The organism is Pseudomonas taeanensis MS-3, from assembly GCF_000498575.2.
In the GTDB taxonomy this organism is placed as follows: domain Bacteria; phylum Pseudomonadota; class Gammaproteobacteria; order Pseudomonadales; family Pseudomonadaceae; genus Aquipseudomonas; species Aquipseudomonas taeanensis.
Genome location: NZ_AWSQ01000001.1, coordinates 1,733,486 through 1,753,143 on the forward strand (window position 1 = coordinate 1,733,486; position 19,658 = coordinate 1,753,143).

16 protein-coding genes and 1 other RNA gene are annotated in these 19,658 nt (G+C 60.3%); 8 read left to right on the forward strand and 9 right to left on the reverse strand.

Translation table 11 applies throughout. From position 1 onward, the window contains the following. Positions 1-118: 118 nt before the first annotated feature. Positions 119-506, reverse strand: a transfer-messenger RNA (tmRNA) gene (gene ssrA, locus TMS3_RS24565). Between the two features lie 148 nt (positions 507-654). Here ssrA and TMS3_RS07595 point away from each other — a divergent pair. Further along, entirely contained in the window at positions 655-3,156 is a 2,502-nt protein-coding gene (locus TMS3_RS07595) for an ATP-binding protein (protein WP_025164664.1), read from the forward strand. A gap of 166 nt (positions 3,157-3,322) precedes the next feature. Here the strand turns inward: TMS3_RS07595 and TMS3_RS07600 are convergent, their stop codons facing one another. The 5 genes from TMS3_RS07600 to TMS3_RS07620 form a co-directional block, all read right to left on the reverse strand. Then, complete coding sequence (locus TMS3_RS07600) at positions 3,323-3,568, reverse strand: hypothetical protein (protein ID WP_025164665.1); 246 nt, start codon at positions 3,566-3,568, stop codon at positions 3,323-3,325. Between the two features lie 126 nt (positions 3,569-3,694). Continuing rightward, complete coding sequence (locus TMS3_RS07605) at positions 3,695-3,958, reverse strand: hypothetical protein (protein ID WP_025164666.1); 264 nt, start codon at positions 3,956-3,958, stop codon at positions 3,695-3,697. Positions 3,959-4,179: 221 nt separating this feature from the next. Continuing rightward, a complete protein-coding gene (locus tag TMS3_RS07610; RefSeq protein WP_025164667.1) occupies positions 4,180-6,987 on the reverse strand; it encodes an FAD-binding and (Fe-S)-binding domain-containing protein in 2,808 nt (935 codons plus the stop codon). 14 nt (positions 6,988-7,001) lie between these two features. After that, a complete protein-coding gene (gene lldD, locus TMS3_RS07615) occupies positions 7,002-8,156 on the reverse strand; it encodes an FMN-dependent L-lactate dehydrogenase LldD (protein ID WP_025164668.1) in 1,155 nt (384 codons plus the stop codon). A 156-nt stretch (positions 8,157-8,312) separates the two neighbouring features. Next, complete coding sequence (locus tag TMS3_RS07620; protein ID WP_025164669.1) at positions 8,313-10,007, reverse strand: L-lactate permease; 1,695 nt, start codon at positions 10,005-10,007, stop codon at positions 8,313-8,315. Between the two features lie 315 nt (positions 10,008-10,322). Between TMS3_RS07620 and TMS3_RS07625 the strand changes: the two genes are divergently transcribed. Next, entirely contained in the window at positions 10,323-11,090 is a 768-nt protein-coding gene (locus TMS3_RS07625; protein ID WP_025164670.1) for an FCD domain-containing protein, read from the forward strand. A gap of 82 nt (positions 11,091-11,172) precedes the next feature. Here the strand turns inward: TMS3_RS07625 and smpB are convergent, their stop codons facing one another. Continuing rightward, on the reverse strand, positions 11,173-11,655 hold the full coding sequence (gene smpB / locus TMS3_RS07630; RefSeq protein ID WP_025164671.1) for an SsrA-binding protein SmpB: 483 nt from the start codon (positions 11,653-11,655) through the stop codon (positions 11,173-11,175). Positions 11,656-11,825: 170 nt separating this feature from the next. Between smpB and TMS3_RS07635 the strand changes: the two genes are divergently transcribed. From TMS3_RS07635 to TMS3_RS07645, 3 genes are read left to right on the forward strand one after another with little or no spacing between them, the layout of a single operon-like run. Beyond that, the gene (locus TMS3_RS07635) at positions 11,826-13,229 is read left to right on the forward strand and encodes a sodium-dependent transporter (RefSeq protein WP_025164672.1); all 1,404 of its coding nucleotides are present in this window, start codon (positions 11,826-11,828) and stop codon (positions 13,227-13,229) included. Positions 13,230-13,263: 34 nt separating this feature from the next. Further along, complete coding sequence (locus tag TMS3_RS07640; RefSeq protein WP_025164673.1) at positions 13,264-13,698, forward strand: type II toxin-antitoxin system RatA family toxin; 435 nt, start codon at positions 13,264-13,266, stop codon at positions 13,696-13,698. Further along, entirely contained in the window at positions 13,691-14,011 is a 321-nt protein-coding gene (locus TMS3_RS07645; RefSeq protein WP_025164674.1) for an RnfH family protein, read from the forward strand. The genes TMS3_RS07640 and TMS3_RS07645 overlap by 8 nt, the downstream gene beginning before the upstream one ends. 73 nt (positions 14,012-14,084) lie before the next feature. Here TMS3_RS07645 and TMS3_RS07650 read toward each other — a convergent pair whose 3' ends face one another. Next, positions 14,085-14,606 carry an outer membrane protein assembly factor BamE gene (locus tag TMS3_RS07650; RefSeq protein ID WP_025164675.1) on the reverse strand — a complete coding sequence of 174 codons (522 nt, stop codon included), beginning with the start codon at positions 14,604-14,606 and terminating at the stop codon, positions 14,085-14,087. 97 nt (positions 14,607-14,703) lie between these two features. Between TMS3_RS07650 and fur the strand changes: the two genes are divergently transcribed. After that, positions 14,704-15,108: a ferric iron uptake transcriptional regulator gene (fur, locus tag TMS3_RS07655; RefSeq protein ID WP_025164676.1), complete on the forward strand. Its 405-nt coding sequence runs from the start codon at positions 14,704-14,706 to the stop codon at positions 15,106-15,108. A gap of 81 nt (positions 15,109-15,189) precedes the next feature. On the opposite strand, the gene recN is transcribed toward fur, so the two are convergent. Beyond that, positions 15,190-16,863, reverse strand: coding sequence for a DNA repair protein RecN (gene recN, locus TMS3_RS07660; protein WP_025164677.1), 1,674 nt, complete (start codon positions 16,861-16,863; stop codon positions 15,190-15,192). Between the two features lie 155 nt (positions 16,864-17,018). Between recN and grpE the strand changes: the two genes are divergently transcribed. Together grpE and dnaK are read left to right on the forward strand one after the other, a co-directional pair. Then, positions 17,019-17,588: a nucleotide exchange factor GrpE gene (grpE, locus tag TMS3_RS07665; RefSeq protein ID WP_025164678.1), complete on the forward strand. Its 570-nt coding sequence runs from the start codon at positions 17,019-17,021 to the stop codon at positions 17,586-17,588. 99 nt (positions 17,589-17,687) lie between these two features. Continuing rightward, positions 17,688-19,604 carry a molecular chaperone DnaK gene (gene dnaK, locus TMS3_RS07670; protein WP_025164679.1) on the forward strand — a complete coding sequence of 639 codons (1,917 nt, stop codon included), beginning with the start codon at positions 17,688-17,690 and terminating at the stop codon, positions 19,602-19,604. The last annotated feature ends 54 nt before the right edge of the window (positions 19,605-19,658 follow it).

A 19,658-nucleotide genomic window follows, 5' to 3' on the forward strand; every position in this document is an offset into this window, starting at 1 on the left:
CCCCGTCAACCGTGGGATGCCCTGGGATTAGGTGGGAAAACGTGGGCAATAAAAAAGCCGTAACGCTTTGATTTATCTAGGCTTTACGGCTTTTCTGGGTCTTCCTGGGAAGACAAAATGGTGGAGCCGGGGGGATTTGAACCCCCGTCCGCCAGTACTCCGCTGTTGGTTCTACATGCTTAGCCGTGTCTACTGAGTTAACCCTTGGCCGCCCGACGGGCAGGGTGCTTTGGGCGAGTTGTGTAATGTTTAGCCGTTTCGTCCACAACGTACTACGCGGCGATTCTGTTCTGCATGACAATCATTTCGGGTTTACAGACATCCCCTAATGATTGCTGGAGCCGAAGCTACCAGAAGTGCGACTAGGCTGCTTACGCAGCTAGTTGAGCACCGTAATTGTCATCATTGGCAATTATGGATTTTTGCAACAGTTTATTTACGAGTTCTGTTACCAACTCGGCATGCCCCTCGAGTTTTGTTACCGGCGTCGAATCCTAATCGGCCCCAAAACAGTAGTGCGTGAAGCTAGGTGCTCAGTGTACGGCAAAGGTTGCGCAGCGTCGACCCAGCGATTGTCCAGCGGACGCTGTAGGCAGAGTGCGGCTATGATTGTGGGCTAGAGCTGCAGCAATGTCTTTGGGAAGAGACCTTACTATGTCGCGCGAGTCGCGTTACCCCTTGCGTCAGTGGATTTGGCGCGCGTTCGTACAGAGTGCATTGATTCCGCTGATTCTGGTGGAATCGGTATTAATTACAGTCTACTTGCTGAGCAATGCGGCTATTCGTGACGCGCAGATTGAGCATTTGCAGCAGAGCGCGCTGGAAGATTTGTCTGCGGCGGTGGTACGAGAGGGGCAGATCATTGACAGCCGCCTGCGTTCAGCCGAGTCGCAGGTTCAGGTTTTCCGTGATGCTGCGCAGCGGGCCTTGCAAAACACCGACTTTCAGCCCGATGAGGTGGAGCGTCGGCGGCATGCCACGACTGCCAATGGGGTGTTCTACAGCCGTACCGACGATGGTAGAGCGGCCTCGTTCTACGCCAATAGCACCCCGCCGGAGCAGCAGGATAGGGCCAAGGCCTTGCGCCTGTCACAGCTCGATCCGCTGATGAGCTCAATCCGTGCGGCCAATCCTCTGGTCGCGGCGATCTATTTCAACAGTTGGGACAGCTATAACCGTATTTATCCATTCTTCATGACGCCTGAGCAGTATCCGCACGATCTTGTGATACCGGATTACAACTTCTATTACCTCGCCGACGCTCAGCACAACCCGGAGCGCAAGGTGGCGTGGACTGATGTCTATCTGGATCCGGCGGGACTGGGCTGGATGATGTCGGTGATCGCGCCGGTGTACCGCAATGATTTTCTCGAGGGGGTGGTGGGGCTGGACATCACCGTCGGGCAAATGCTCAACGAAATCGGTGAGCTGGATGTGCCCTGGCAGGGTTATGCCATGCTGGTCAGTCGCGACCACAACATCATGGCGTTGCCACAGGCAGGGGAGCAAGACTTTGGGCTGCGTGAGCTGACCCAGTACTCCTACGATGAGGCGGTGCGTCGCGAGGTGCTCAAGCCTGAGGATTTCAATCTGAGCAAGCGTGCGGATATGCAGCCGCTGTTGCAGGCCATGGCGGATGGGCAGGGGCATGTTCAGGAGGTCCTGCTCGGTGGCCGCAAGCAGTTGGTGGCCTGGAGCGAGATTCCGCAAACTGGTTGGCGCCTACTGCTGGTAGTGGATGAGGATAGTATTTTCAGCGAAACCAACCGGCTGGCTGAGCGCTATTTGCAGATCGGTTATCTGTTGATCGGCGGTTTGGCCCTGTTCTATCTGTTGTTTTTCGCCTGGATGTGGATGCGCTCGCGCCGTTTGAGCGATGAGCTGGCGCAGCCGATTGCCGGCGTTGTCGGAATGATGCGCCGGCTTGGGCAAGGCGATTTTCACCCCAGTGCGCCGAGCAGCCAGATCGAGGAACTGGCTTTCATGGCCCAGGCAGTGCAACAGACCGGTGAGCAATTGCAGGCCAGCGAGACCGAGCGCCAGGAGGCAAAGAGCATTCTGCAGCTGGTGCTGGAAAGCACTACAGAGAGTCTCTGGGAGGTGGATGCGCAGAACATGACCATCAAGCTCAGCGAGCGCTTCCTCAAGCGCTTTGGCCTGACGGTCGAATGCATGAGTTTCAGTGAGTTCAACTTGCGCGTGCACCCGGATGACCTGGAGCGCATCCGTCATTTGCGTCAGCTATTCGCGGCCAGTGGCGAAGATGATTTCGAGGCCGAGTATCGCTATGCCGACTCGCAGGGCGGATACGCTTGGCTTCTGAGTCGCGGCAAAGTGCTGGAGCGCAATGCCGAGGGCCGGGCCTTGCGTATTGCCGGTACCCATGTCGATATCACGCGCCTCAAACAGGTGCAGGAGGAGTTGCGTCGCGCGAGCCTGGAGGCTCAGGCCGCGAGTCAGGCCAAAAGCCGTTTCTTGTCGAGCATGAGCCATGAGCTGCGCACGCCGTTGAACGCTATTTTTGGCTTTGGTCAATTGATCGAAATGGAGGCGCAAGAAAAGCCGGATGCTCAGCAGGAGGCGGATTACGCGCGGGAGATTGTCAGGGCCAGCCGTCACCTGACCTCTCTGGTCGATGACATTCTCGACCTGTCGAGCATCGAAAACCGTCGTCAGCAGCTGCAATTACAGCCGGTGGAAGTAGGGGCGTTGTTGCAAGGTTGTGCCGAGCTGGTACAGCCAGAGGTCCAGCAGCGGGGTTTGCAATTACAGATGATGGCCGCGACCGATGCGTCTTTGTATGTCCAGGCCGATGAGCGGCGCTTACGCCAGGTGATCCTCAACTTGCTGTCGAATGCGATCAAGTACAACGGCCCGCAGGGGCTGATATGTCTCGGTTACGAAGTACGCTCGGATTGTGTGCGGATGTGGGTCGAGGATACCGGCTCGGGGCTGACTGTCGAGCAGCAGGCTCAGCTATTCCAGCCGTTCCAACGCCTGGGCCGGGAGAACTCGAACATACCTGGAACCGGCATTGGTCTGGTGCTGTGCCACGAGTTGTCCAGCTTGATGGGTGGCGAGATGGGTTTTCATAGCACCGCTGGCAGCGGGAGCCGGTTCTGGATTGACTTGCCAAGCGCGGCTGCGCCGGAGTAATAGGCCTTGCAGTGGCTGGCCTGGATTTAGCGGGTGGCAATAGTCCGTGCTGTCAGTGCCGACAACAAGGTGGCGTAGGGAGGTGGTTTTATGAGGCGCTGTTAGGCCGATAAATTGAAACTGCCTAACAGCGCTGGCGGGTTGTTAATACTGGAAGGCCCGAAGTTTATTCGCTGGCTTCGAGTAGTTGCAGGGCTTTGCCGAGCACCTCGACAGATTTGCTGTGGTTACCCGATTTGTGCAACTCCTCACCTTCTGCGCGGAGCTTCTGCACCTGGGCCAGTACGGCGGCATCGCTGGGTGGATGGCTGCTCAGCATGGCGTCGATTTTCGCCATGTCCGCAGGGCAGTGCATGGCCCAGAGTGACGTGCTGAGCAGGGCGGTGGTCAGGAAAACGGCAAGACGGCGCATGGCATTTCTCCTCTAGTGATGTGCTTTCACTCTAGAAAAAACAGGGCGAAAAACAAGTTGTGGACTCGCATGCGCAGCCTTGAACGCACAAGACNGTCTTGTGCGTTCAAGGCTGCTTCGCTAGGTCTAACTGGCTTCACCGCCGGTTTCCTGCAATAGGTCCAAGGCCTTGGTTGCATGTGTAGCACAGGCCTCTGTGTCGCCCATGGTTTTGGCCTTGTCGGCCATCATTTTGTGCTCTTCGACTTGCTCCTTGAGGGGAGAGCCCAAGTTCTCTATCACGGTCATGCTGTTATCGAGTTCCTGCATCTTGACGGTGCATAAGTCTTCAGCTGCAAACGCGGGGGAGGCGAGCACGGCGACGGTAAAAAACAGGGCAGTACGTTTCATCTGATAGTCCTCTCATCGTTGATAGTCTCTCGGCGCCGCGCGCCTTATCAGGGCGCGCCAAACAGCCGAGGTCTATATCCACCTAAATCATTCAGGCTTAAAAGCTGACTGCCGATCGGCAGGCTAAGTTCAGTTTTTCCTGATGAGGGTATTCGGCTTGACCGTGATCGATCTTGCGTCGAGATGACATTTCACAAGTTGAAAAATCAGGTCTTGATGAGTCAGATCCGCGGGCGGGTGACGCGATCCACCAGATAGACCAGGCCGTGATAATCGATGCCGGCGTGATGGCTCAGACCAATCTCGCAGGTGCGACTGGTGGAAATACCTTCCTCGCAATTCTGCACCGCACTGTGCAGTCCGCGCAGCGAGTGGGCGTTGAGTTCCGGGGTAGTGAAGCCTTTGTCGCCGGCAAAACCGCAGCAGTGGATGCCTTCGGGAACCACGACTTGCTTGGCGCAGCGTTGGACAATATCGAGCAGCCCCTGGGCTTCGCCGAGGTGCTGGGTGCTGCAGGTGACATGCACCGCTACGGGTTTGTCCTGTGGCGTGAATTCCAGGCGTTCGAGCAAATGCTCGCGGATGAATTTCACCGGATCATGCAGTTTAAGCCGTTCATCAAGGCCGTCCTGCAGCAGGCGCAGGGTGCAGGGGCTGGTGTCGCAATAGACCGGGTCGAGGCCGCCGCGACTGGCCTTGAGTAGCGCGTCGATTAGCTCCTGGCGTTTGCTGTTGGCCTGCTCGGCATAGCCCTTGGAGGCGAATGGCTGACCGCAACAGAGGTTGTCTTGATTCTCCGGGAACACCACCTGGAAGCCGGCTTTCTCCAGTAGCGCGCGGGTCTTGTCGAGCAGCGGCATTTGTTCGCGGTCGCTGAGCGCGGGCCCCATGGCGCGGGACACGCAGGCGGCCAGATAAACCACCCGTGGGCGCTGATCGGCGGTAGGCGGGCTGAAGCGGATCGGCTGCACGGCTTGCGGCATGGCTGCTGTCCACTGCGGTAGGCGGTTGCCAGACAGTCTGCGCAGGCCCGTCGAGGTTTTCTCCAGTAGCGCGGAGCCCAGCAGTTTATGCAGACCATTGACCGTCATGAGGCTGAAGCGTGCGCCTTTCAGGGACGCTGCGAAATGCTCGGCCAGCCAGTTGGCGGTGCCGGTGTGGTGCGCGGTGTCTGCGCGCAACTGGCGCACCAGGTCGCCGGTGTTGATCCCCACCGGGCAGCGCTGGGCACACAGCCCCGTAGCAGCGCAGGTGTCGAGGCCTTGGTACTGGTAGTCGCGCTGCAGTGCTGTGGTATCGATCCCTGCGCGTTTTTTCGCCTGAATATCGCGCCAGATAACGATGCGTTGGCGTGGGCTGAGTGTCAGTCCCTTGGATGGACACACCGGTTCGCAGAAGCCGCACTCGATGCATTTGTCGATGATCTCATTCGCGGCCGGCAGTGGCTTCAGGTGTTTCAAGTGAATCTGTGGGTCTTCGCTGAGCACCACGTCCGGGTTGAGAATGCCGTGCGGATCGAGCAGGCGCTTGATCTGCCACATCAGCTTGTAGGCGTCAGCCCCCCATTCGAGCTCGACGAAGGGTGCCATGTTGCGCCCGGTGCCGTGTTCGGCTTTCAGTGAGCCGCCGAACTCCACCGCCACCAATTGCGCCACTGCGTCCATAAACGCCGAGTAGCGGGCGATCTGCTCCGGTGTTTCGAAAGCCTGGGTAAATACGAAGTGCAGGTTGCCTTCCAGGGCGTGGCCAAAAATGATCGCTTCGTCATAGCCATGTTGGTCGAACAGGGCGAGCAGGCGATTGACGCCCTCGGACAACTGTTCGATCGGGAAGGTGACATCTTCAATGATCACCGTGGTGCCGGTCTGACGTACTGCACCGACGGCAGGGAAAGTGTCTTTGCGGATCTTCCACAGCTGGTTGTAGGTCGCCGGGTCTTCGCTGAAGTCCACCCGCTTCTCCAGCGGGAAGCTGGCAATCGAGTGCATGATCTGCTCGAGCTGTTCGTGCAGCAGACTCTGGCTGGCGGCGCGCGACTCGATCAGCAGGGCGCAGGCCCCGCTCGACAGCGCCTTGACCCACTCGGGCATGCCTGCTTTGTTTTCCACCGAGCGCAGGCTGCGCCGGTCGAGCAGTTCCACTGCCGAGACCGGCTGGCTTTTCAGGACTGTCACCGCGCGGCAGCAGTTGTCCACGTCGGGAAACACCAGTAGTGCGCTGGCCTTGTGTGGGTGGTCGGGCACAGTGTCGTAGGTGATCGCGCTGATAAAGCCCAGCGTGCCTTCGGAACCGACCATCAGATGGCTGAGGATATCCAGCGGCTGGAAGAAATCCACCAGGGCATTGAGTGACAGGCCTGTGGTGTTTTTCAGGCGGTACTTGTGGCGAATCTTAGCGGCCAGCTCGCTGTTGGCACGGGTCTGTCGCCCGAGCTCGGCCAGTTGCTCCAGCAGCTGGCCATGGCTGGCCTGGAAGGCCGCGATGCTGGCACTGTCTTCGGTGTCCAGCACGCTGCCGTCGGCCAATACCAGGCGGATACCGGCCAGGGTGTGATAGCTGTTGTGCGCGGTGCCGCAGCACATGCCGCTGGCGTTGTTGGCGACGATGCCGCCGATCTTGCAGGCATTGATCGAGGCCGGGTCCGGGCCGATCTTGCGCTGGAAAGGCGCCAGTACGGCGTTGGCTTGAGCGCCGATGACCCCCGGTTGTAGGCGAATCTGGGCGCCATCGGCCCTGATTTCGCGGCCGTTCCAGTGGTCGCCGAGGACGATCAATAGCGAGTCGCTGATCGCCTGGCCGGACAGGCTGGTGCCGGCGGCGCGGAAGGTCACCGGCACCCGCTCGGCGTCGGCCAGCTTGAGCAATTGCACCACTTCGTCTTCCGCTTCGACGCGCACCACCAGCTTGGGGATCAGCCGGTAAAAGCTGGCGTCGGTGCCAAAGGCCAGGGTCGACAGTGGGTCGTCAAAGCGCCGTTCGCGCGGGATCAGGCGCTCGACGGCGGCAAGGAAGGCGGTAGGCAGGCTCATGCGGGCTCCAGAGGTCAGGGGGCAGTGTGGGTCAGTTCGCGCACCAGCGAATCGGCGCTGATCTCGCCGATCGACTTGGCGCCGGTCAGCACCATGGCCACTCGCATCTCTTTCTCGATCAACTCCAGCAGGTTGCTCACCCCGGCGCCGCCAGCCGTGGCCAGGGCGTAGATAAAGGCGCGGCCGAGCAGCACGGTGTCAGCGCCAAGGGCGAGCATGCGCACCACATCCAGGCCGGTACGGATGCCCGAGTCGGCGAGGATCGCCAGTTGGCCCTTGACCGCATCGGCGATGATCGGCAACGCACGGGCACTGGACAGGACGCCGTCGAGTTGACGACCACCGTGGTTGGACACGACGATGCCGTCAGCACCAAAGCTCACCGCGTCCTTGGCGTCCTGGGGATCGAGGATGCCCTTGATCACCATCGGACCGTCCCAGAATTCGCGAATCCACTCCAGATCCTTCCACGAGATCGACGGGTCGAAATTCTCGCTCAGCCAGCCGATGTAGTCGGCCAGGCCGGTGGGGTTGCCGCGGTAGATGGAGATGTTGCCCAGGTCATGGGGGCGGCCGTGCAGGCCAACATCCCAAGCCCAGCTCGGATGGGTCATGGCCTGCAGCATCCGGCGCAGCGGTGCGTTGGGTCCACTCATGCCTGAGTGGGCGTCACGGTAGCGGGCGCCCGGTACCGGCATATCCACGGTGAACACCAGGGTGGTGACGCCGGCGGCCTTGGCCCGCTCCAGGGCGTTCTTCATGAAGCCGCGGTCCTTGAGCACATAGAGCTGGAACCACATCGGTCGGTCGATGGCCGGCGCCACTTCTTCGATCGGGCACACCGACACGGTGGACAGGGTGAAGGGGATGCCCTTGGCCGCGGCCGCCCTGGCCGCCTGTACTTCGCCACGGCGGGCGTACATGCCGGCCAGGCCTACGGGGGCCAATGCTACCGGCATCGCCAGGGTCTCATTGAACAGGCGGGTTTCCAGGCTCAGTTCGGACATGTCGCGCAGCACGCGCTGGCGCAGGGCGATGTCGGCCAGGTCCGCGACGTTGCGCTTGAGTGTGTGTTCCGCATAGGCGCCGCCGTCGAGGTAGTGGAACAGGAAGGGCGGCAGTTTGCGTTGCGCCGCGGCGCGGTAGTCGGTGGAGGCAGAAATGATCATTGGACTCATCCTGGATCAGAAAGAGGGGCAGAGCAGGCCAAGGCAGTTCTCGCCCTCGGCGCAGTGCCTTACACATTGAGACTAACGGTCTGTCTGGCGGTTACTGGGCGTGAATGACGTGCGCCCTGACAATTCCGGGGCGCACAGGCGTTGATCTCAGCCGCCGTTCAAGGGATCGCTGATGCCCAATACGTAGATGCCGAGCAGGGCAATCAACCCGGTGAACAGCACGTAATACAGGGTAGGCCAGATGGTCTTGCGCAGGATGCTGCCTTCGCGACCCAGCAGGCCGACTGTGGCCGAGGCCGCCACCACGTTGTGGATGGCGACCATATTGCCGGCCGCCGCGCCAACGGCTTGCACCGCGACGATCAGTGCGCTGGAGATGCCCAGGCTGCTGGCCACGCCGAACTGGAACTGGCTGAACATCATGTTGCTGACGGTGTTTGAGCCGGCGATGAAGGCGCCCAGCGCTCCGATGCTCGGGGCCAGCAGCGGGTAAATCCCGCCGACGCTATCGGCCACCCAGCGCGCCATCAAAATCGGCATGCTGGCGAGTTCGGCATTGTTGACGCCCGAGTTGATCAGAATGCGCACCATCGGCACGGTGAACAGCAAGACGAAGCCGGCGCTGAGCAATACCCGGGAAGACTCTTTCACCGCCGTAGCCAATTCGCGAACCCTCATGCCATGCAGGAAGAACGTCGCGAGAACCACGGCAACCAGAATGCCACCCGGCAGGTACAGCGGTTGGAAGTTGGCGCTGACGCCGACCTCACCCAGCAAGTCGGGGAAATTCAGCACAACGGCTTTCAGCGCGGCAGTCACCTCCGGCACTACGCGGCTGATCACCAGCACAACACCGACCAGTACGTAGGGCAGCCAGGCGCGCAGGGAACTCATCGGTTTGGCAGTGAGTTGGTCGAGTTTCATTTCCACGGTACCCAGCCACTCGCTCGGCCAGTCCTTGGCGGGGGCGAAGTCCCAGGTGGTCTTTGGTGCAAGAAAACCGAAGCGTGCGGCGCTGGTGACAATCGCCAGGCCGATCAAGCCGCCTGCCAGTGAGGGGAACTCCGGGCCGAGGAACACGCCGGTGAGGGCGTAAGGAATGGTGAAGGCCAACCCGGCGAAAATCGCGAAGGGCAGTACTTGCAAGCCGACCTTCCAGCTTTTTTCCCGACCGAAGAAGCGGGTCAGCATCATCGCCATCACCAAGGGCATCACGGTGCCGACGATGGCGTGGACAATGGCGACTTCGCTGGTGATCAGTTGCAGGAATTGCGCCCAGGACGAACCTTGTTCAACCAGCTGTGCGCCGATCGTCGCTGAGTCGAGACCGGTGTTTACCCCGACGATGATCGGTGTGCCCACGGCGCCGAAGGACACCGGCGTACTTTGCACCAACATACCCATCAGCACCGCAGCCATCGCCGGGAAGCCGATGGCCACCAGCAATGGTGCGGCAATCGCAGCGGGTGTGCCGAAGCCTGAGGCCCCTTCGATAAAGCAACCGAATAACCAGGCAATGATGATCGCCTGAATGCGACGATCCGGGCTGATCGTGGCGAAGCCTGCACGGATCGCGGTGATGCCACCGGAATGCTTGAGGGTGTTGAGCAGCAGAATGGCGCCGAAGATGATCCACAGCAGCCCGAGGGTGATCAACAATCCTTGCAGGGTGGAGGCCAGTACCCGGTTGAAGCTCATGTCCCAGGCGAGCAGACCCACTGCGGCAGTCAGCAGGTAAACCAGGGGCATGGCATGTTTGGCCGGCCAGCGCAGGCCAATCAGCAGAATGGCGGCGAGCAGAATGGGGGAGAAGGCGAGCAGGGCGAGAAGACCAGATGACATATCGGCTTCTCCCTAGCGGCGCGCAGCGCGCAGGGTGGGATGCGGGTGCAGCGGTGCAACGAATGTTTTGCGTGTAGCCAGCATGGAGAGACCTCATCAGCGTCTTGGAGTTGTTTTAAAGATGATTAAATTGGTAATACCAATTTACAAGGTGCCGGGCTAAGGTTAGAAGTGCAGGCTTGTGGCTGTCAATTAGCAGGCTTACGACTTTGGTCGCAGGGCTGGTTCTTGTAGGGTCGTTAGGCACGCTATAGGCTTGCTCTACAAGGGGCTGATAAGTGCATCCCAGGTGGTCAAACCAGTGGAGGTCGAGTTATGGAAGTAGGTCAGGTGCGCTCGCGCCGTTTGTCGGACGATATCGTCGCGCAGCTGGAAACCATGATCCTCGAAGGCACCTTGAAGGCCGGCGAGCGGCTACCGGCCGAGCGCGAGTTGGCGGAGCGCTTCGGTGTCTCGCGGCCCTCGCTGCGTGAGGCGATCCAGAAACTCGCGGCCAAAGGACTATTGGTCAGTCGCCAGGGGGGTGGTAACTACGTCGCCGAGTCGCTCGGCTCGACCTTCAGCGATCCGTTATTGCACCTGCTGGAAAGCAACCCGGAGGCGCAGCGCGACCTGCTGGAATTTCGTCATACCCTGGAAGGTTCTTGTGCCTATTACGCCGCGCAGCGCGCTACCGAGTTGGATCGTCAGCGTCTGGCGGAGGCCTTCGCCGCGCTTCAGGATTGCTACAGTCGCAGCGGCAAGGTCACCCGTGCCGAGGAAGGTGCTGCCGACGCGCGCTTTCACCTGGCCATCGCCGAGGCCAGCCATAATGCGGTGTTGCTGCACACCATTCGCGGCTTGTTCGATCTGCTCAAGCGTAACGTGGTGACCAACATTGGTGGCATGTACGCCCAGCGCGACGAGACCCGCGACATGCTGATCGGTCAGCACCGTGCGTTGTATGAGGCGATTGTCGAGGGGAGGGCCGAACAGGCGCGGGAGTTGTCCAACCGGCATATCGACTATGTGCAGGAGGTGCTGGCCGAGGTGCGGCAGGAGGCGCAGCGCATGGCGCGGGCTCAGCGTCGCAGTCAGACTTGAGGTGGCTGGGCGGGGGATTGAGGTTGCCGCGCGTACGCGGCAACCGGCATGGCGCCGGGTGGCTTAAGTCCGGCGAGCGGCGTTAGTCGTCCTTGCCCTTGGTGCGCATGGCGCGCTGGACTTCACGGTCGGCGTCGCGTTCTTTCTCGGTGTGACGTTTGTCGAAGTCCTTCTTGCCCTTGGCCAGGGCGATCTCGCACTTGACCAGATGCTGCTTCCAGTAAATCGACAGGGCCACGCAGGTGTAGCCTTTCTGCTGGACGGCGCCGAACAGCTTTTCCAGCTCGCGCTTGTTCAGCAACAGCTTGCGCGTGCGGATCGGGTCGGCGATAACGTGGGTGCTGGCGGTCTTCAGTGGGGTGATGTGGCAGCCCATCAGCCAGGCTTCGTCGTCTTTCAGCAATACATAGCTGTCGACCAACTGCACCTTGCTGGCGCGCATGCTCTTCACTTCCCAGCCGGCCAGGACCAGGCCCGCCTCGAACTTGTGTTCGACGAAGTAGTCGTGCAGCGCCTTTTTGTTCTGCGCGATAGTGCCTTCTGGGTGTTTCTTTTGTTTAGCCATAGGGCGCGCATTATAGGGAGTCACAGACGCGGACGCTATGTGCGGTGAAGGGCAAATTAGTCAATTGCCTGGTTGCGATTCGAGTGGTGTGCTTCCCGTCGATGCTTGAGCCGCCCAGGCTTATCCCCGACAATGCGCGCTCTTTTGCAAGCAGAGCGGGCTAGCCACACATGGCGAACGATAAGGTCTCGATTCATGGCGTCTGGGCCAGCCGCTGGGTATTTGTCCTCGCGGCGACAGGCTCGGCTGTTGGCTTGGGCAATATCTGGAAGTTCCCCTATATGACCGGGGTGTATGGAGGCGGCGCATTCGTGGTCATGTACCTGCTGTGCATTGCCTTGGTCGGGGTGCCGATCATGCTGGCGGAGACCCTGATTGGTCGTCGCGGCCGGCAGAGTCCGGTGAATGCCATGAAAAGCCTGGCCATCGAGGCCGACTCATCGCGGCGCTGGTCCCTGGCGGCGCTTATGGGCATGGTTGCTGCGCTGCTGATTCTGTCCTTCTATAGCGTGGTGGCCGGCTGGTCGCTGGACTATATCCTCGGTATGGGGCGCGGCGACTTCGCCGGTATCAGTGGCGACGGCGCGGGCGCGGCTTTTGGCAAGTTGACCGCTGATCCCTGGCGCTTAACCCTGTGGCATAGCCTGTTCATGCTGGGCACTGGCCTGGTCATCGCCCGCGGCGTGGTCGCGGGGCTGGAGCGCAGCCTGCGCATCATGATGCCGTTGCTGTTCGTGCTGTTGCTGGTGCTGCTCGGCTATAGCCTGACCACCGGGCACTTCATGCAGGGCTTCGATTTTCTCTTCCACTTCGACCCGAGCAAGGTGCAGGGCGGTATTCTCGCCGCCATGGGGCATGCCTTCTTCACGCTGAGTGTGGGGGTTGGCTCGATCATGGTGTATGGCGCCTATATGCCGAAGAAGGCCTCTATCGGTGCGACCGTGCTGGCGGTCGGCCTGCTCGATACGCTGGTGGCGTTGACCGCGGGCTTGGCGCTGTTCCCCATCGTGTTTGCCGCTGGCCTGGAGCCTGGCGGTGGCCCGGGCCTGATGTTCGTCACCCTGCCGATCGCCTTCGGCAACATCGCCTTCGGTCAGTTGATGGGGCTGGTGTTCTTCGTCTTGGTCGCAGTGGCAGCCTGGAGTTCGTCGATCTCCATGCTTGAGCCGGCGGTGGCTTATTTCGTCGAGCGTAGCGGTCAAAGCCGTGTTCGGGTTACTGCAGTGCTCGCCTTTATCTGCTGGCTGATCGGCATGGGTACGGTGTTGTCTTTCAATGTTGGCGCCGAAGCCAAGTTCTTCGTGTTTGGCGACGATGGTTTCCATCTGTACCAGTGGGGCGCAGAAGGTGGGCGGAACTTCTTCGACAGCATCGATTACCTGACCAGTCGCATACTCTTGCCTTTAGGTGGCCTCGCTTTCGCCGTGTTTGCCGGCTGGGTGCTCAAGCGGGAAGTGGTGCGCGACGAGTTGGCGATAGGGCATCCGCTACTGTTCGGTCTGGTGTATTGGCTGGTGCGTGTGGTTGCGCCGATTGGCGTGTTGATCGTGTTCGTTGCAGAGCTGACTAAATGATTGCAGATAACCTGTTGGATAAAGCCGCCGACTTATGAGTACGCATATTCATCGCTCCGCTTTGCTGCCCTATCCGGCGCAGGCACTCTACGATCTGGTCAATGATGTGGCGGGTTATCCGGCATTTCTGCCCTGGTGTTCGGCCAGCGAGGTGTTGGAGGTCAGCGAAACGCAGATGCGCGCGAGCCTGGCCGTGGCCAAGGGTGGCCTGCAGCAGCGCTTCGTAACCTGTAATACCTTGGTGCCGGGGCAGTCGATCGAGTTGAATCTGGAGCAGGGGCCGTTCAAGCAACTGCATGGCCGCTGGGAATTCAAGGCGTTGGGCGACAAGGCCTGCAAGATCAGTCTGGATCTGACCTTTGACTACGCGGGGCCTCTGGTGCGGGCGACGCTCGGTCCTCTGTTCAATCAGGCAGCGAACACCTTGGTGGATGCCTTCTGTCAAAGGGCGAAAGAGTTGTATGGATAGCAAGAATATTGTGGTTGAGGTGGTCTATGCCCTGGCGGACAAGCAGAAACTCCTGCGCCTGATTCTGCCCTATGGCACCACCGTGCGTCAGGCGGCCGAGCAGTCTGGCATGGCGGCGCACTTCCCCGACCTGGACCTGTCTACCTGTCCCTTGGGGATATTCGGTAAGGCCGTGGCCAAGCCGCAGGAGCGGGTGCTCGAAGACGGTGAGCGAGTGGAGATATATCGCCCTCTGATTGCCGACCCTAAAGAGGTGCGTAAGCAGCGTGCGGCTCGGGCGGCGCAAGCCAAGGCAGACGCAGAAGGGACCTAAGCGGCGCAGGAGATGCGCAAAAAAGCCCGGACGAGTCCGGGCTTTTTTGCACTGCTTGAAAGTTCAAGCAGTGTTACTGCGGTGAGGTGTCCAGCGGTTCCGGGGTCGGTACCGGTACCGCTTCGACGCTGTCCACGTCGCGCTGAATTTGCTCCAGCAGGGAGCCTGGAGCGGGCTTGTCTTCCACCTGTGGCGGTTGGCTGGTCTGCGGTGCGCTCAGATTGTCCACATCTTCGCCAAGGATCGCCTGGTCGCGGCTCACGCCAGGCAAGAAATCACCTGCCAGGCCGGCCAGTTGGTCGTTGTCGTCGAAGGTCAAGCTGACACGCTCTTGCAGGCGCTGGCGACCGCCCGGCTGCATGCTGTACAGGTAGTCCCAGCGATTGGCGTGGAAAGTGTCGGTCAGCAGCGGGTTGCCCATGATAAACCGCACTTGGCGCCGGGTCATTCCAGGCCGCAACTGGTCTATCATGTCTTGCGTCACGACATTGCCCTGTTGGATGTCGATTTTATAAACCCCGGGGAATGAACAACCGGCGAGTGCGATGAGCCCCACGAAGGAGAGGCTGGTCAGCAGGAGCTTGGTTTTTTGCATCGGAGGGTGACTTCCACTATCTTGGCTGGGCAACGTAAACCCGGATCATACCCGTAATAAGGGAAGCTGCGAAACCGCTTCCACGAGAAAGCAGACCATGGTTGAAAATAGCGAACTACGCAAGGCTGGCCTGAAAGTGACCCTGCCACGGGTCAAAATTCTGCAGATGCTCGACTCCGCGGAGCAGCGTCACATGAGTGCAGAGGAAGTTTACAAGTCACTGATGGAGGCGGGCGAAGACGTCGGTTTGGCCACGGTATATCGGGTATTGACGCAGTTCGAGGCCGCAGGCCTGGTTGTGCGGCACAACTTCGATGGCGGTCATGCGGTGTTCGAATTGGCCGACAGTGGCCACCACGACCACATGGTCTGTGTCGATTCGGGCGACGTTATCGAGTTCTTCGATCCCGAAATCGAAAAGCGTCAGCGCGAGATCGTTGGTGAGCACGGCTTCGAGTTGGTGGATCACAATCTGGTGCTCTACGTGCGCAAGAAAAAATAAGCGCGCAGCTGAAGCAGAAAAAGGCGACCCTAGGGTCGCCTTTTTAGTGGGCGTGGCGTTCTGTGCTGAGGCAGTGGCCTGTCAGGCTTGAGCGCTGCCGACCATCTGCCTGGCATGCGCCAGGGATTCCTCGGTCAGGTCGACGCCACCAAGCATGCGGGCGATCTCTTCGACACGCTGCCCGCTGTCCAGCTTGCTCACAGCGGTGCGGGTGGCGTCACTGCCGCGCAGCTTGTGCACGAATAGGTGCTGATGACCCTGAGCGGCGACCTGCGGCAAGTGGGTCACGGTCAATACCTGGCCGCGATCGCCGAGGCGGCGCAGCAGTTGGCCGACCACTTCGGCGGTCGGGCCGCCAATGCCGACATCGACCTCGTCGAACACCAGCGTCGGCACGCGTGAAGTCTGTGCGGTGATTACCTGTATCGCCAGGCTGATGCGCGACAACTCGCCGCCAGAGGCGACCTTGGCCAGGGTTTTCAGCGGCTGGCCGGGGTTGGCACTGACCAGAAACTCCAGTTGCTCCAGGCCGTTGGGGTGCGGCTCGCTGCTGTTGTTCGGACTTAGCTTGATACTGAAACGTCCGCCGGGCATGCCCAGGCTTTGCATTTCCTGCTCCACCGCGGTGGCGAGCGTGTTTGCGGCCGCGTTGCGCAGGGTGCTCAGTTCGCTGGCTTTTTTCTGGTAGTGGCGGGCAAAGGACGTCAACTCGTCGCTCAGGCGATCGACCGCCTGGTCGTCGGCATTGAGGCTTTCCAGCTCCTCGAACAGTTGCTGTTGCATGGCCGTCAATTCGTTCGGCTGGGTGCGGTGCTTGCGGGCCAGGGTGTAGATCGCGTCCAGGCGTTCTTCCATTTGCTGAAGGCGTTCGGGGTCAGCGTCGAAGTGGTCGAGAAAGCGGTTGAGTTCGCCGACGGCTTCTTCGACCTGGATCTGGGCGCTGGCCAGCAGATTGGTCGCCTCGCTCAAGGCGCCGGGTTGGCCCTGAAAGGCACCCAGGCGGTTGAGGCTGCCGGTCAGGGCGGAGAGCACGTTGCCGGCATCGTTTTCGCTGCATTGCTCGATGACCAGGCGGCAGGCGCTGAGCAGGCTTTCGGCGTTGGTCAGGTTCTTGTGTTCCTGTTCCAGCTGTTCCAGTTCGTTTTCACCGAGCGCCAGGTTGTCGAGCTCTTCGAGTTGATAGCTGAGCAACTGGTGACGGGCGCGCTGCTCGTCGCCTTGGCTGGATAGGCGCTCAAGTTCGCTCTTGGTCTGCTTCCATCGTTGTGCGGCGAGTTGTACCTGGCGCGACAGCTCCTGGCTGCCGGCGTACTCGTCGAGCAAGCGGCGGTGGGTTTCGGCTTTCAGCAGGGACTGGTGTTCGTGCTGGCTGTGAATGTCGATCAGCAGTTCGCCGAGGGCTTTGAGGTCGCCCTGAGGGCAGGGTGAGCCGTTGATGTAGCCGCGTGAGCGGCCTTCGGCGGTGATCACACGGCGGAGGATGCACGGGCCGTCCTGCTCCAGGTCGCGCTCGGCCAGCCAGGCGCGTGCTTCGGGAATATCGCTCAGGTCGAAGCTGGCTAAAATGTCCGCTTTGTCGGCGCCGGGGCGCACCACGCCGCTGTCCGCTCGGTCGCCCAGAGTCAGGCCAAGGGCATCGAGCATGATCGATTTGCCCGCGCCGGTTTCGCCGCTGATCACGCTCATGCCGCGATCCAGTTCGAGGTCCAGGTGTTCAACGATGGCGTAGTTGTGTACGGACAGGTGTACCAGCATGGCGAGGCCTCCCAAGCCTAAAGTCTGGTTATTTATACAGTGTTTATTTGTGGGCTGACAATCCTCTGTGTGCCCTTGAAGCGAGAGAATTTGACCCCATATAGGCGGCAGGCACGTGAGTTGAGGCTCGCGTCGAATTTTTAGAGGAGAAACGCATGGCTGACGAACAGAACCAAGATACCCAGCTTCCAGACGTTGTTGCAGAGGCCGAAGCGGCCGGCGGCGATGAGATGGACGCGCGCATCCAGGTGCTGGAGGAGGAGTTGGCTGCTGCGCAGGATCACACGCTGCGTATGGCGGCTGATTTGCAGAACGTGCGCCGTCGCGCCGAGCACGACGTGGAGAAGGCGCACAAGTTCGCCCTGGAAAAATTCGCCAGCGACTTGCTGCCGGTGGTCGACAGTCTGGAGCGCGGCCTCGAGCTGTCGAGCCCGGACGATACGTCGATCCAGGCGGTGCGTGAGGGCATGGAACTGACCCTCAAGTTGTTCCAGGACACTCTCAAGCGCTATCAGGTCGAGGCCGTTGATCCGCATGGCGCGCCATTCGATCCTGAGCACCATCAGGCCATGGCCATGCAGGAAAGCGCCGAGGTTGAGCCGAACAGCGTGCTCAAGGTGTTCCAGAAGGGCTACTTGCTCAATGGTCGCCTGTTGCGTCCGGCCATGGTCGTGGTGAGCAAGGCGCCGGCCGCAGCGTCGCCATCGATCGATGAGCAGGCTTGAAATCCGCCGCGCCGACCCCATTTATGAGTCAAGCGTTTTAGAGCTACCGCGACTGACACAGCGCAGCGCCGGGAATATTAAAGTTTCAGGAGAGTGAACATGGGCAAGATTATCGGTATTGACCTGGGGACCACCAACTCGTGCGTCTCCATTCTGGAAAACGGCAACGTCAAGGTTATTGAGAACGCTGAAGGCGCGCGCACTACGCCGTCGATCATTGCCTATGCCAACGACGGTGAGATTCTGGTGGGGCAGTCGGCCAAGCGTCAGGCTGTGACCAATCCGCACAACACCCTGTATGCGGTGAAGCGTTTGATCGGTCGCCGCTTCGACGAAGACGTCGTGCAGAAAGACATCCAGATGGTTCCGTACAAGATCGTCAAAGCGGACAACAGCGATGCCTGGGTTGAGGTTAACGGCCAGAAGATGGCGCCTCCGCAGATTTCCGCTGAAATTCTGAAGAAAATGAAGAAAACCGCCGAAGACTATCTCGGCGAGCCGGTAACCGAGGCGGTCATCACCGTTCCGGCCTACTTCAACGACAGCCAGCGTCAGGCCACCAAGGATGCCGGTCGTATCGCCGGTCTGGACGTTAAGCGGATCATCAACGAGCCGACTGCAGCGGCCTTGGCTTACGGCATGGACAAGGCCAAGGGCGACCACACCGTGATCGTCTATGACCTGGGAGGCGGTACTTTCGATATCTCGGTGATCGAAATCGCCGAAGTCGATGGTGAGCACCAGTTCGAAGTGTTGGCGACCAACGGCGACACCTTCCTCGGTGGTGAGGACTTCGATATCCGCCTGATCGATTACCTGGTCGACGAGTTCAAGAAAGAAAGCGGCATGAACCTCAAGGGTGACCCGCTGGCCATGCAGCGCCTGAAAGAGGCTGCTGAAAAAGCCAAGATCGAGCTGTCTTCCAGTCAGCAGACCGATGTCAACCTGCCCTACATCACTGCTGACGCCACCGGGCCGAAGCACTTGAACGTGAAGATTTCGCGCGCCAAGTTGGAGTCGCTGGTTGAAGATCTGGTGCAGCGCACTATCGAGCCGTGCCGTATCGCCTTGAAAGACGCAGGCGTCGATGTCGGTTCGATCCACGACGTGATCCTGGTCGGTGGTCAGACCCGCATGCCGCTGGTGCAGAAGCTGGTAACCGAGTTCTTCGGCAAGGAAGCGCGCAAGGACGTCAACCCGGATGAGGCCGTGGCCATGGGCGCCGCCATTCAGGGCGCGGTACTGGCCGGTGACGTCAAGGACGTGTTGCTGCTCGACGTATCGCCGCTGACCCTGGGTATCGAAACCATGGGTGGTGTGATGACTGCGCTGATCGAGAAGAACACCACCATCCCGACCAAGAAGTCTCAGGTGTTCTCCACCGCCGACGACAATCAGTCGGCCGTGACCATCCATGTACTGCAGGGTGAGCGCAAGCAGGCGTCGCAGAATAAGTCGCTGGGCAAGTTCGACCTGGCCGAGATCCCGCCGGCGCCACGTGGGGTGCCGCAGATCGAAGTGACCTTCGACATCGACGCCAACGGCATCCTGCATGTTGGTGCGAAAGACAAGGCGACCGGCAAGACTCAGTCCATCGTGATCAAGGCCAACTCCGGTCTGTCCGAGGAAGAGATCGAGCAGATGGTTCGCGATGCCGAGGCCAATGCCGAGGAGGATCGCAAGTTCGAAGAGCTGGCGACCGCGCGCAATCAGGGCGACCAACTGGTGCATGCGACTCGCAAGATGCTCACCGAGGCGGGTGACAAGGCTACTGCGGACGAGAAAGCGGCTATTGAGAAAATTCTCGGCGAACTCGAAGTTGCAGTGAAGGGCGACGATAAGGAGGCTATCGAGGCGAAGATGGCAGCCCTGTCCGAGGCGACCACGCCGCTGGCGCAGAAGATGTACGCCGAGCAGCCGCAGCCAGAAGCTGCCGCTCAAGGTGCTGGCGACGGCAGCGGCTCAGCCGATGACGTGGTCGATGCCGAGTTTGAAGAGGTCAAGGAAAACAAGTAAGCGCAAGCTTGTGACCCACAAGGATGTGGGAAATGCAGCGGGTCGCCGGGTGCG

Coding starts and splice junctions, on each gene's coding strand:
- TMS3_RS07650 (WP_025164675.1), bottom strand. CDS start 14,606: ATGCAAAAAACCAAGCTCCTGCTGACCAGCCTCTCCTTCGTGGGGCTC.
- dnaK (WP_025164679.1), top strand. CDS start 17,688: ATGGGCAAGATTATCGGTATTGACCTGGGGACCACCAACTCGTGCGTC.
- TMS3_RS07645 (WP_025164674.1), top strand. CDS start 13,691: ATGGATAGCAAGAATATTGTGGTTGAGGTGGTCTATGCCCTGGCGGAC.
- TMS3_RS07605 (WP_025164666.1), bottom strand. CDS start 3,958: ATGAAACGTACTGCCCTGTTTTTTACCGTCGCCGTGCTCGCCTCCCCC.
- TMS3_RS07610 (WP_025164667.1), bottom strand. CDS start 6,987: ATGAGCCTGCCTACCGCCTTCCTTGCCGCCGTCGAGCGCCTGATCCCG.
- lldD (WP_025164668.1), bottom strand. CDS start 8,156: ATGATCATTTCTGCCTCCACCGACTACCGCGCCGCGGCGCAACGCAAA.
- TMS3_RS07600 (WP_025164665.1), bottom strand. CDS start 3,568: ATGCGCCGTCTTGCCGTTTTCCTGACCACCGCCCTGCTCAGCACGTCA.
- TMS3_RS07620 (WP_025164669.1), bottom strand. CDS start 10,007: ATGTCATCTGGTCTTCTCGCCCTGCTCGCCTTCTCCCCCATTCTGCTC.
- TMS3_RS07595 (WP_025164664.1), top strand. CDS start 655: ATGTCGCGCGAGTCGCGTTACCCCTTGCGTCAGTGGATTTGGCGCGCG.
- TMS3_RS07625 (WP_025164670.1), top strand. CDS start 10,323: ATGGAAGTAGGTCAGGTGCGCTCGCGCCGTTTGTCGGACGATATCGTC.
- TMS3_RS07640 (WP_025164673.1), top strand. CDS start 13,264: ATGAGTACGCATATTCATCGCTCCGCTTTGCTGCCCTATCCGGCGCAG.
- grpE (WP_025164678.1), top strand. CDS start 17,019: ATGGCTGACGAACAGAACCAAGATACCCAGCTTCCAGACGTTGTTGCA.
- TMS3_RS07635 (WP_025164672.1), top strand. CDS start 11,826: ATGGCGAACGATAAGGTCTCGATTCATGGCGTCTGGGCCAGCCGCTGG.
- fur (WP_025164676.1), top strand. CDS start 14,704: ATGGTTGAAAATAGCGAACTACGCAAGGCTGGCCTGAAAGTGACCCTG.
- smpB (WP_025164671.1), bottom strand. CDS start 11,655: ATGGCTAAACAAAAGAAACACCCAGAAGGCACTATCGCGCAGAACAAA.
- recN (WP_025164677.1), bottom strand. CDS start 16,863: ATGCTGGTACACCTGTCCGTACACAACTACGCCATCGTTGAACACCTG.